The sequence below is a fragment of the Moorena producens PAL-8-15-08-1 genome (genome assembly GCF_001767235.1).
Taxonomy (GTDB): domain Bacteria; phylum Cyanobacteriota; class Cyanobacteriia; order Cyanobacteriales; family Coleofasciculaceae; genus Moorena; species Moorena producens_A.
In genome coordinates, this window is the sequence record NZ_CP017599.1 from 317,035 (window position 1) to 329,779 (window position 12,745).

The 12,745-nt window shown below is 42.8% G+C and carries 8 protein-coding genes; 4 read left to right on the forward strand and 4 right to left on the reverse strand.

Annotation, left to right across the window (positions count from 1 at the left end; genetic code table 11):
• Positions 1-200 precede the first annotated feature (200 nt).
• The 3 genes from BJP34_RS01305 to BJP34_RS01315 all read left to right on the forward strand — a co-directional run bounded on the left by BJP34_RS01305 (position 201) and on the right by BJP34_RS01315 (position 6,400).
• On the forward strand, positions 201-1,082 hold the full coding sequence (locus tag BJP34_RS01305) for a hypothetical protein (protein ID WP_229424200.1): 882 nt from the start codon (positions 201-203) through the stop codon (positions 1,080-1,082).
• Between the two features lie 88 nt (positions 1,083-1,170).
• The gene (locus BJP34_RS01310) at positions 1,171-3,342 is read left to right on the forward strand and encodes an ATP-binding protein (protein ID WP_070390769.1); all 2,172 of its coding nucleotides are present in this window, start codon (positions 1,171-1,173) and stop codon (positions 3,340-3,342) included.
• A gap of 262 nt (positions 3,343-3,604) precedes the next feature.
• Positions 3,605-6,400, forward strand: coding sequence for a DNA translocase FtsK (locus BJP34_RS01315; RefSeq protein ID WP_070390770.1), 2,796 nt, complete (start codon positions 3,605-3,607; stop codon positions 6,398-6,400).
• Positions 6,401-6,504: 104 nt separating this feature from the next.
• On the opposite strand, the gene BJP34_RS01320 is transcribed toward BJP34_RS01315, so the two are convergent.
• The gene (locus BJP34_RS01320) at positions 6,505-8,031 is read right to left on the reverse strand and encodes an SUMF1/EgtB/PvdO family nonheme iron enzyme (RefSeq protein ID WP_070390771.1); all 1,527 of its coding nucleotides are present in this window, start codon (positions 8,029-8,031) and stop codon (positions 6,505-6,507) included.
• 315 nt (positions 8,032-8,346) lie between these two features.
• Between BJP34_RS01320 and amrS the strand changes: the two genes are divergently transcribed.
• Positions 8,347-9,414 (forward strand): AmmeMemoRadiSam system radical SAM enzyme, encoded by a 1,068-nt coding sequence (gene amrS / locus BJP34_RS01325; RefSeq protein WP_070390772.1) that lies wholly within the window; start codon positions 8,347-8,349, stop codon positions 9,412-9,414.
• Here the strand turns inward: amrS and BJP34_RS01330 are convergent.
• The 3 genes from BJP34_RS01330 to BJP34_RS01335 all read right to left on the reverse strand — a co-directional run bounded on the left by BJP34_RS01330 (position 9,382) and on the right by BJP34_RS01335 (position 12,744).
• Positions 9,382-10,692 (reverse strand): hypothetical protein, encoded by a 1,311-nt coding sequence (locus tag BJP34_RS01330; protein ID WP_070390773.1) that lies wholly within the window; start codon positions 10,690-10,692, stop codon positions 9,382-9,384. The genes amrS and BJP34_RS01330 overlap by 33 nt on opposite strands.
• Before the next feature lie 235 nt (positions 10,693-10,927).
• Positions 10,928-11,080, reverse strand: a complete 153-nt coding sequence (locus BJP34_RS45350; RefSeq protein ID WP_168166490.1) for a hypothetical protein — start codon at positions 11,078-11,080, stop codon at positions 10,928-10,930.
• 23 nt (positions 11,081-11,103) lie between these two features.
• Positions 11,104-12,744, reverse strand: a complete 1,641-nt coding sequence (locus BJP34_RS01335; RefSeq protein ID WP_070390774.1) for a hypothetical protein — start codon at positions 12,742-12,744, stop codon at positions 11,104-11,106.
• Between the last annotated feature and the right edge of the window lies 1 nt (position 12,745).

Consider the following 12,745-nt stretch of genomic DNA (forward strand, 5'->3'; position numbering starts at 1 on the left):
ATATCGGTAAGGATTGAGCCTAGTAAGGCACCACGGAAATAAAGATACTATTGAAAAGTACCGAAAGGCTTATATAATAATAATTCTGCTCAGAGCTAATAGTTGAGGGCTCAGCGCCCGTCCGCTGAGGGCTGACAGTAGAATCTATTGCGAAAATCTTTAACTACTACGTGGTTATAGGGAATAGAGATAGGTTAATCTTGAACAAACGTGAGGTAACAACAATCAACATGGAAGCTATTGAACTGGAAGTCAGCCAACTAAAATTTTTACTGAAGCTACTGAGCAAACCGGATTATCGGGCATTGATTACAGAAGCGAAACCCAATTCTAAAACCTCAGCGGGTGAACGAGATCGAATTTGTCAGGCATTATGCGATCGCAATTTGATTGAGTCTAATCAAGAAATCACCAAAATTAAGATCACTGATGCAGGCAAGGAACTTCTAAACCAAGATCAGGCTGAAGTACCAATGAGCACGAAAGAACGCAAAATTCTAAAAGCCTGTGAAACAGAACCGACTACTCCCGCCAAGACAAACGTCAAGCCTGCTAAGACCCGCAAGGAAATCATGGACAGTTTGATAGAACGGGGTTATATCACAGTAGCAGAAACTAAATTCAAAGATGTTTGGATTACTGAAACAGGTATTGAGTACCTCTTAAATAATTATAAACCCGTTGGTCGTGGCAATATCAATCTTTCTAAAACCATGCTAGCGGATTACATCGATTTCCTGCGCAAACAGCTGCCAAACTCAACCAGTACAATCTCAGAATCAGATGGAAATTCGACTCCCGCTCTAGTCAATCCCCATAATAATGAAGAAATATTACAAATCATCAAGGATTTAGACCAGGAATTGGGTACAGAAAACTATTTGCCACTGTTTCATTTGCGCCAAAAGTTACAACCGCCTTTGTCTAGGGAAGAATTGGATAAAGCACTGTATAGCTTGCAAGCAGAAGATAAAATTGATCTGAGTGCTTTGCAAGAAGCAAACATGTATACAGAGGAACAAATTGAAGCTGGTATTCCTCAAAATACCGGGGGGAGGCTATTTTTCATTATGGTGCAGTAAAGTATGATACAAAGTATGATACTATGAGCCCAGGCTTCCCAATTGTTAATCCTCTATCCTTGTCCACTCTATATATGGAATTAAAGAGATGGCAACGATCAAGGAAAAAATTAAACAATCCCTAAATCCCTTTGACCCCGTGACCTTTGCTACGGGGAATTTTTGGGAAGATCCAGACAATGGTGCTGTTAATGTCAACTCGATTCATCAACATGAAATCAATCAGATAACCACCACCCTCAGTGCGGTGAATCAAGACCATCGACCCCGCACTATCTTACTGGCTGGTGATGCTGGTTCGGGGAAAAGTTATCTATTAAAACGGCTCAAACAACAGCTCAATCAAGACGCCTTTTTTGCTTATATCGGTCCTTGGGCGAATAGCGATCGCATCTGGCGCTATATCCTCAGGGAAACCGTTGACAGTCTGGTCAAGGTCCCAGAAGGGGAAAAAGAGTCTCAGTTGCTCCTGTGGCTAAAGAGTCTCCCAGCCTTTAAAAAAACCGGCTGGCTGCTGAATGAGCGACAACAGTTTATTAGTGACCTCAGAGCTAGCTATCCAGGGGGAATTCATCGCAGTAAAGAGTTTTTTGGAGTCCTCTATGACCTCACTAATCCAGAAAGATATCACCTGGCTTATCAATGGTTAAGGGGAGAAGATTTAGATGAAGAGGACCTGAAAACCCTTGGGGTCAGAGGCTCTATAGATAATGAAGACGATGCTCAGAATATCTTAATCAACTTCGGGAGAATTTCTTCATCCACCAAGCCGATTGTGCTGTGTTTTGACCAATTGGATAATATTCCTCGTTTGCCCGATGGTTCTCTGGATCTACAAGCTCTGTTTAATGTCAACTCTACCCTTTATACTCGCCGTCTCAACTTTCTGATTATTATCAGTATAGTCACCGATACCTGGAGAAGGAATCAGAAAAAACTTCAAGGGGCTGATATCGCTAGACTTAATCCTAAAATTCTGCTCAAAAACATTACCCTAGAGCAAGCCGAATCGCTTTGGGCAAGCCGACTCTATCCCTTACATCAGCAAGCTGACCCAAAACCAACTTCACCGATTTATCCTTTAACTCGGCAAGACTTAGAACAAGTATTTCCTGGTGGCAAAACCAATCCCCGCCAGACCTTAAGTCTGGGAAATCAGCTAATTCAAAGGTATAAAACTCAGGTAGTTAACTCAGAGTTATCAAGGATTGACTTAACTAGTGAGGATAGCGAGGGAGTTAAGATTTCAGAGCCATCAAGGATTGACTTAACTAGTGAGGATAGCGAGGGAGTTAAGACTTCAGAGCTATCAAGGATTGACTCAACTACTAAAGAGGATATCGAGGAAGTTAGCGTTTCAGAGCCATCAAAAACTGAGTCAACTACTAAAAAGGATACCGCTGGCGAATCAATACCAATAGAAGACAAACGCCTAGCCTCATTTAAATTAAAGTGGCAGAAAGAATTTCAAAAGACTGAGCAGCAAATTACCCGCATCCAAGATATTTATGAATCGGAATTGATTGGGATGTTACGAGAGGCATTAGAAGCTCTGGAGGTTAGGGGTATTAAACCAAAATTTTTGTCCAGTAGCAAAACCTTTGCCAGTTATTCCCTAAGTTACCAGTTGCCATCACCTCAAGGACGGATCGCAGTAGTCTGGGGAGAAACTAGTAATGGTGGTAGCTTATTTTATATGATGAAGGCTTGTGATAAGGCTATTCAAGGCAATCACTGCCAAACCTTATACCTAATTCGCCATACAAAAATTAACCTAAAACCTGATACTAAAGGGTACAAAATATACAGTCAACTATTTAATAGTTCTAGCCATATTCACCTCAAATTAGACTATCTTTCTTCTGTCCATTACTTAGCCACTTATCATAGCTTAGTTAATGATGCTTGTTCCCAAGAGTTAGTTCTTGCTAATAAAACAATAACACTAACAGAGTTAAAGAGTCTAATCCGAGAATCAGGAATTTTGCAGGATTGTCCTTTACTAAAGGATTTGAATATTCTTTCGATAGCAGATAATAAATTACCCCTCAATCCGGTTAAGGAATTTGTGTTAAATGTCCTCAAACAAGACCAAGTAATTGGTCTTAAGGTTTTAATTAAAACTACTCACCGTCAATTTAATCGGCTCAAAGAAATAGAAATTCAACAACGGATTAAGGAACTTTGTCAGGAAAATGAACTAAAACTTATCCCTGTGGATGGTTCCCCAGAAACACAATCAGTATATTTGGTACCGTAAGCAATCAGCTATCAGCAATCAGTAATCAGTAATCAGCTATCAGTAATCAGTAATCAGCTATCAGCTTAAGCGCTACGCGCACGCTACTTGAGGTGCTATCACAGGCTAGAAGCCTGTGCCACACTACTTGAGGTGCTATCACAGGCTAGAAGCCTGTGCCACACTACTTGAGGTGCCATTGACCAAAGGCTGACCGCTGACCGCTGACCGCTGACGGCTAAATATTATTCTACCATAACAAAAATTCGGATAACAAGCACCAATGTACCTGACTCAACCAGCACAGATCCGAGAGTTAATCCTTAATTTATCAGCATCAAAAGTTCTCTGGTTAGATACGGAAATAGCTGACTGGAATACCCCTAATCCTAGATTATCTCTGATTCAGGTATTGGCTGATCCAACAGATATAAATGGTGACAAAGCTTACATCTTAGATGTATTAGACAAACCGGAAGTAGTGCAATACTTTGTTAACCATATTATGGTTAATCCTAACATTGAAAAAGTCTTTCACAACGCTAGTTTTGATTTACGGTATCTAGGGGGTAAAGACCAAGCGAAAAATGTCACCTGTACCTATAAAATAGCTAGAACGCTGACGAATAAGAAACTGTCTAATCCATTACAGGTATCCAATAATAAACTAAAAACCCTAGCGCGAGAGCTGTGCAATTTCGCCAATGTCGATACAGAAGAGCAAAGCAGTGATTGGGGCAAACGTCCGCTAACCCAAAAACAGCTAAAGTATGCAAAACTCGATACAGTGTATCTAGCCCATGTCCATCGCCGCTTACTAGAAATTGCCAAAAATAGCTCGAATCCAGAGCAGATGGTCACAAAAAAATCACGGAAGCAACAATCGGAATCCCCTGGCTTCAGTGTTACCCAAGTTAGGGTAGCCATTGAATGTCCTCGTTTATTTTATTTGAGTCAGCGCTTTGGTGGAAAAACCCTATTTATACCACCATCCGACTCACCAGGTATTGGGACAGTATTCCATCAGCTATGTCAACAGTGTACTGACACACTAAAGCAAGATTCCCGATTTCAAGCCTTATTTTCTGCCACAGCAAGTCAGCAAGACCTAGGCCAGATTAGCTCTAAGATCCAAGCGCTACTGTATGAGCTAGTGGTTTTCCCCAAAATCAATACCAATCCAGATATAGCGTCGATCTTACTTCAACTGTGGCAAGGATTAAAATCACTAATTCCCCATTGGACTCAACTGCTAGTTACTAATCGACCCTATTGTCAGCCAGAGGAAGTAATTAGTAAAACCTTCGTTGCTCAAGAAATGAACCTCAGTTATAACTTCACTCTTCCTGATGGCAGCCAGCAACAAGTTAATGGAAAATTCGATAGCTTAATATTTGACTGTGAGCGCGATCGCTATTGTGTTGTAGACTATAAAACCTATCAACCGGTAGATCCATCCGCTAACCTAGCTCAAGTAGCCCTCTATAGTTACATGCTCCACCAAAAAAAAGGAGTAGCAATAGATGCAGCAGTTTATTGTGTTTTACCGGAATTCCAAAAACACTACTATTCCCGGGAAGAGCTAGAGGATACAGTGCATCAGGTCATTCCCCATAAATTACAACAGATGCGGGCATGGCTGAGTTGGAAACCTGCCCAGGTCGAAGAGAGTGGAGATGGGGAAACTATAAAAAACCATTGCACTCCCACAATAGCTAAGGGCAACCTGGAGCCACCACCACCGACACGACAGCTTCACCTATGCAACATTTGTCCCCAACAACAGACCTGTCAAACCTTTTTTGAGGATGGGAAAACTGAGCAAAAGCCGGTCAAGGCACCATCCCGCCAAACTCCTGATATTGAGCAAAAGCCGGTCAAGGCAGCATCCCCCAAAATTCCTGATATTGAACAAAAGCCAGTCAAGCCACCATCCCGACAAACTCTTGATGCTGATCAGACCGGGGAAAAATTGGTGAGTACTCTAGAAGACTTTAAAATTAGTGTAGATTATGTCAACGCAACAGTTGCTCCAGCATTTGTCCGGATCAAGGTAAAACCCAATCGTGGGGTAAAAGTCATATCGATACAGAATCGATCCAAGGATTTACAAGTACACTTAGGTCTGGAGAATCCTCCCTTGATTACTCCCGAAGCTGGGTATGTCAGTGTGGATTTACCACGGAAGGATGAGGATAGAGAAGTAGCTCGATTTGATGACTATATCCAGCGTCCGGCAAATTCCGCCCCCCTAACCCCCCAATCTTGGGGGGAAATTGAGTTAAAGTCTCCCGCCCCCCTAACCCCCCAATCTTGGGGGGAAATTGAGTTAAAGTCTCCCAGGATTGGGCTTGGAGTAAATTTAGATGGGAAATTGGTAGAAGCGGATTTATCGGATCCCAATACTTGTCACTTTTTGGTAGGGGGCACAACCGGAAGTGGCAAGAGCGAATTTTTGCGATCGCTTCTGCTATCCCTACTCTATCACCACTCTCCTCAACAGCTCAAAATTGCTCTGGTTGATCCCAAGCGCGTCACTTTCCCAGAGTTTGAGGACATGCCATGGTTGCTGTCACCAATCGTTAAAGATTGCGATCGCGCTATCGAACTGATGGAGCAATTAGTTGATGAAATGGAGGAGCGTTACCAGAAATTTGAACAAGCCAAGTGTGCTCACCTGGATGCTTATAATCAGCAATTGATTAATAAACAAATTTTACCATTACCTCGGATAGTCTGTATATTTGATGAATATGCTGACTTCATGGCAGAAAAAGAAATCCGCAACGAGTTAGAATCAAGTATTAAGCGTTTAGGAGCCAAAGCTAGAGCAGCTGGAATTCATTTGATTATTGCTACTCAACGACCAGAAGCGAAAGTTGTTACTCCGATTATTCGCTCTAATTTACCTGGGCGAATTGCTTTACGCACAGCGTCTGAAGCGGATTCAAAGATTATTTTTGGTGGCACCAACACTGAAGCAGCTTATTTGTTAGGTAAGGGAGATTTATTGTATCAAAAGGGTAGTAAGTTAGAGCGATTGCAGAGTTTGTTTGCTGAGACGATTATATTGCCTTGATCAAAGTTTATTCAAATAAAGTTTGACCCTGTGGTGCGTTACGGGGCAGACTATCCAAAAACTGGCTACCTTAAAAATCAAGGCAAGTCCGCCCCTAACACACCCTACCCAACACCACGAGCCACACGAAAACCGACAAGGTTGTTGACGGCCTCGCGCGGGTTATAGAAGAGGCGGCAGGCAGAACGGCAATCCCTAGGAATGCTTACCCAGGAGCCGCCCCGCAGTATACAATAATCACTATTATTATTATTAATAGACCAGATACTCCCATCTGTAGGGGCTCCTTCGTAATTAGGATGGCTTGGATCTCCACACCACTCCCAAACATTGCCGTGCATATCGTATAAGCCAAAGCCGTTGGGGTAACGAAAATGTCCTACTGGGGTAGTTTCTTCCCGATATTCCCCTTTTGCTTCCTCTGCATAAGTATCGGAAGCAGCATAATTAGCAAATCTACTGGTTATGGTCTCTCCATAATGGAATGGTGTGGTAGTTCCTGCTCTACAGGCGTATTCCCATTCTGCTTCACTGGGTAATCTGTATTCCGTTCCTGTATATTCAGAAAGGCGATCGCAAAATTCCATCCCATCGTACCAAATTACTCGCTCTACTGGTCGATTCTTTCCGTTAAATCTCGAAGGGTCTGGATCTAAGTCCCGGTTAACTTTTGGAAGCTTGGCAACAGCTCGCCATTGCGCCTGGGTTACCTGATATTTCCCCAGGAAGAAGGGTTGAATGCTTACTTGGTGTTGAGGTCTTTCGCTGTCATCACTCCCCCTCTCACTTTTCGGGGAACCCATTAAGAAGCTTCCTTTTGGGATATACACCATCTCTAGGTCTACTCCATTCCCCAGATCTTGAGTTAAATAACTTGCTTGTTTATTTTCTCGGTTGATTATTGCTCCTCTACGGTTAACTGTTACTACTTCAAAGGGAAACTGCTTTAAACCTTCTTCTTCTGCTTCTGGTATTGATGTTTCCGATTTTGAAGATTTATCTGAATCAGATAGCGTTTCCGATGTTGGAGGTTTATCTGAATCAGGTTGTGGATTTAAGTTTTGTTTGTGAAATTCTAAATCAGAAACGTTATTGGCATTTCTCTCTAACCATTGCTTTAGTTGCTCAGCCTCTGACGTGGTAATCTTTCCATTTACTAATAAATGATCGACAAATTTTACAATAAGCTTTTCATCATCAGTTGGTTGATGTATCTCATCCAAATTTTTGATAATTTTAAAAAAAGTGTCATGGTTTTTATTTTTACAATCGGGACAACAATCTCTGTAAGACTGTTGCATTTGTTTGATCAAGGTTTTTTCTAAAGGAAGCAATATCTTGACTAAACTAGTCGTAATTTTAAATTTTTCCTGGATTGCCTTTAATTGAGGATTATTTGGAATATGTTCAAGTGCTCCATCAATTAATCTTTCTAACTCATTGGAAGCCTGATAATGTATTATTAAGTTGTGAACGGTTTCCTTTAAATTTCCACCGCTAGCAACCTGGTTCAGATTTATATTTAATTTATAAAGCACCATCATGGCTAATTTAGTTTCATCAGGGAAAGCACTACACAGTGCTTCATTTATCTTTTCGAGGAGATAACCAGGGGTATGTCCAGCACTCATTGACAGTTAGTTCAAGACCTGTGAAAAATAGAATTTGATACTTTGACTCTAATTCAGTATCTACAGTCTGATTATACCGAGTTCCGTAAATTTTTCTTTATGTGCTGGTATTTACCACCTGGTGGTGGCTTAGGGAACAGGGAACAGGGAAGTCAGAAGAGATAACAAATAACAAATCCTGTGTAGCTGTTCCCGTAGCGCATAAGCTTATAGCTGATAGTCTGGATTTTGGCCAAATTTATCTAACCATCCTGGAAGGAAGTATTAGACTAAAAACCGCTATAGTTAAAGATTGCTGAAAGTATTATTGCCATAATGAACGGTAACACCTACCAATTAAACAATCCCACGAAAGCCATGCTATATCAGAAGCAGGAAGAAGGGAGTGTTTTGTGTCAACTGTGTCCTCATTACTGCCTTATTCCTCAAGGCAAAAGAGGAATCTGTCAGGTGCGCGAAAATCGGGGAGGATCCCTTTATACCCTGGTTTTTGGTCGTACTGTAACTCAGAATATAGATGGGGTTGAGAAGAAGCCATTATTTCACTTCTATCCAGGTTCAACCACCTATTCTATAGCCACAAGTGGTTGTAATTTTCATTGCCAATATTGCACTAATTGGCAAGTCTCCCAAATGTCAACAGAGGAGTTTGCCGCAATTGGGGTTGAGGCTTCAGCTGAGAAAATTGTTGCCGCTGCACTTCAGGTGGGTTGTCGTAGTCTTGCTTATACCTATGTTGAACCAACTATCTTTTTTGAATATGTTCACGCTATTGCTACTTTAGCTCACAAAGCCGGACTTTTTAATCTCTTTAAAACCAATGGTTTTATGAGCAAGGAAATGCTGGACGTTTGTCAGTCCTATTTAAATGCCGCTAATGTAGACTTAAAAGCCTTTAGAGACCAAACCTATCGACAGTTTGGAGGTAGATTGCAGCCTGTATTGGATAGCCTCAAATTCATGAAATCTCTTGGGATATGGTTAGAAGTGACTACTGTAGTTATTCCTGGTATTAATGACGAATCTGGGGAATTAGAAGATATAGCAGGATTTATTGCCCAAGAATTAGGGATTGATACGCCGTGGCACATCACACGATTTTTCCCAGCCTACAAAATGGAAGATGTACCACCCACACCGATTGAAACTCTATACCAAGCCCGTGACATTGGACTAGCAGCAGGATTAAGATACGTTTATTTTGGTAACTTTTTGGAAAAAGGGAAACAGGATACAGTATGTCCCAACTGTGGAGAAATATTAATTAAACGTCATGGTTTTAAGTTGTTGGAAAATAAAATGCTGGATAACCATTGTCCGTCTTGTGGCACACTGATTCCTGGCATAGGTCTAGCCGATCAGATATCCCAAAATTTGACCTAACTCTTCTTTTTGTCTAGCACCGACACTCTCCCATCTTTCGCATAAACTACCAAGTGCCGGAAGTACATCGCAGGAGGGATATTGAATAAAAAGTCCCCGCAGTCCTTGAATCCGTGGGATTTTCGCTTCAGCGCCAAACCAAGGCTGAGTTAATAATAAGATCATCGGTTCAAGTCCACTTTCATTTCTGAGATTGCTTCGTACTGCATCAGCAAGTTTCAAACTCCGTAATTCATTAGGGGGTTCCATTGAGCGTTGTGTCCAAATTGAGATTAAATCAATTGAATTATTCAGTTCTATTAACCGTTCTTCGTCTTCGCCAGTGGTAACTAAAACAACTGGTATTCTAGCTTGTTGTAACAAACAACTGATAGAATAAGCTGCCATACGAGTAAGAGCTTCAACTGGACCAAAGACAGGGGGAGTGACATCCAACAGCAAGACGGTCGGACGAAGGCGTGGTGGTTCAGCCAGTTCACGGGTACGAAATAACAATTCTCCCCGTTGGTAACGGTAGCTAAATACAGATTTGGGCATGGCTAATTGGCTGGGAAGTAGGGAATTCCAATCCGTGCGGCTAGCTGTCTCTACACCACTTACCTGACCTCGTTCTACTCCCGGTGCATTGCCAATGGCACGTCCTGAATGCTCGCCGAAACAGATGCGTACTCCTAATAACTGGCGTTGAATGGAATTCAAAACTGGCAAGTCTTGGACACGGGACAATAAACGTAGGGGTAAAGCCGGTTCCGCTTCTACAGCTTGAGGACCGAGAATAGCAAGTAAAGATAAGAGGCGCTCGTCGATGTGTTTGGCGGACTCTTGCAAGAGGGAAATCGGGGTTGGTGGGGCTTTTGGCTCAATGGGTTTCCCTTTTAGGCCAGCTTTGAGAGCTTCCCAGACTTCCCTGGGAGAGATACCAGAGGGAGGTTCCCAGTCTGTCAGAGGGAGTTTGTGTAGCAACAAAGCCACCATTCCTATCCGTGCAGGAGCAGGCCAGCGCAGGGCAATTAATCCAGGAATTCCGGTGTTAGTATCTTTTGCCAGTTGAGACAGGGACTTATGAACGGTACGACCACCAGTGACGTCGAGGAGGTCTTGGACTAGGGATAAGGGGGGATAAATGCTAAGTCGGTGTAGTTGTGCTAAAGCGGTGGGAAGTAGGCTAAGGTGACTCGGTAAAGACTGGGTAGGAGTAGAGTGAATTACTTTCCGACCTACAGTTCTAGCTTGACGAGTAATGTAAGAATTAAGTTGTCCTTGTGCATAGTGACTCATGTTATTAATGTATAGCAACCGAAGTATAGTTTAGGACAGAGTATTTTGGTTGAAAGGGAGCAGGGAGCAGGGAGAAGCGATGCAGCGCGGTCTTGGGGGTTTCCCCCATGAGCGACTGCATCAAGACGGGAGCAGAAATATGTCTTAAGCTTTACTTCGACTGCTATAAATAACTATAAAAATATTGTGATTAATTTTTTCCAAATTATAACTTCTAACTTCTAACTTCTAACTTCTAACTTCTAACTTCTATAGCGTTTCTAGGACTCATGAGGTACACATTATTTTTTCCCTCTTCCCTTTTCCCTTTTCCCTTTTCCCTTTTCCCTCTTCCCTGCTCCCTGCTCCCTGCTCCCTGCTCCCTAAAAACCAGAAATTTGTACCTCACAAGTCGTAGAATTGCTATAACTTCTAACTTCCCCTCCTCTTCCCAATCCTTTCATACAACCGACCCGCCTGTGCTGAATAACCGGCATTTTCTAACAAAGCTGCGGCTTTGACTAAATCTCCCTTCAATTCTGCTTGCTGTGCCTGTTCCAACGTTCCAACTTCTTTAGTAATATCTGGTTTAGCTGGAAAAAGTTCCTGGAGCCACGGTTTAGTTTCCCGTTGTCGCAACTGTTTAGAAATGCTATTGAGCAACTGTTTACCTGGTTTGGAAAGTCCTGCTTTCACCTGGGGAACTTGCCCTACCCAGAGTGTCCAAGCTGGAGTCATCTCGGCTATATTAAAGCGATATGTTTGATTACGAGCCACCACCACAGCAGCCTCGGAGTTTAGGTTAAATCGCTGCTGACGAGCTCCATTAGGTAAGGAAGGATAAAAGTCCATGCCTAACTCTAAATAGAGGGAGCTTGGTCCTATCCAGATTAAGGGAATACCTAGGGGGATTTGTGTAGGTAAGCCCCCTGGTGCAGTTAAAAGATGGTATCCTGCTCCTGGTAACAAAAAAGCCATTTCCCCTACAGGTCTTGCCATCAGCAGGGAGCGCACCCACGATAGTTCTGTATCATCCAGTAGCACTGCATCCACTTTTTGGCTAGGTCTAGGACGAGGCACAAGCTGCACAGCTATAGGCTTTGGTAATCGGTTAGAAACTAAGGAAGGAGCTTTAGCTTTAGGCAGTTGAGGTGCATCTAAAAGCAACCCTCCGTCTATCTGATTGCCAATAGTGCGTAGTCGCCAGTGGCCTAGATCAGCAGTTCCCAATACCCAAATTTCATCTTCGGGAATCATTGGCTCAATCAGACTAGGAGTTAGGGGGAGGCGATGGCGCACATCCACCAAAATTCTTGCCCTTTCAGTCTCTAAAACCGGGACTGCTACTGTAGTATAGGGTAAGCTGGTTAAACGATGGACTAGAGCAGCGGGAATGGTGCGGTTGCCATCAGACTGCAGTCGCATCAATAAAACCCCAGAGCTTTCCTGATGATTATTATTATGGTTATTATCAAGGGGCTGTTGTGAGGCGCTGGTCAGGGTTACCTCTAGACCTAAAGCTGTGGCACGACCCAAAATCCACCGACCTAGGGAGCCAGGGGTGACAACGTCTAAGATAGTGGCTTTTTGATAACGACTAGGAGGTAAACTCGCTTCTGCTAATAATTCTGCTAATTCTACAATTGACCAAGTGCTAACATCTAAGGTTTGTGTGTCTTTATCCTGAGTAGGCAACTCTCCTGAAAGGGACAACTTTACCCATTGTTGATGATGACGAGCAAAGGGTCTACCTCCGGCTGTCCAAATTAGTGGGGCGATACGCTCATGGGAAACAGCCACTTCTGCCCACCATTTTCCCTGGGGTGCCCGGCGGACAACTGCTGCATCTGATAACCTAGTACCGAAAACTGACCCTAAGAATGCCAGAACATGATTAGCACTCCCAAAATGCCCCCCTGTAGATGAATCTAATAACCCTTGAGATGCTGGTGTTTTTGAGGTTGTTGTCTCTGATGAAGGCTGTTTAGGGGTGGGCTGGGGGTCTTTTGCCGGTGAGGGTTTTCCTTGTGCTTCGGTTAACCGCCGAATTGTAAATTTGGGCTTTTTTGACATT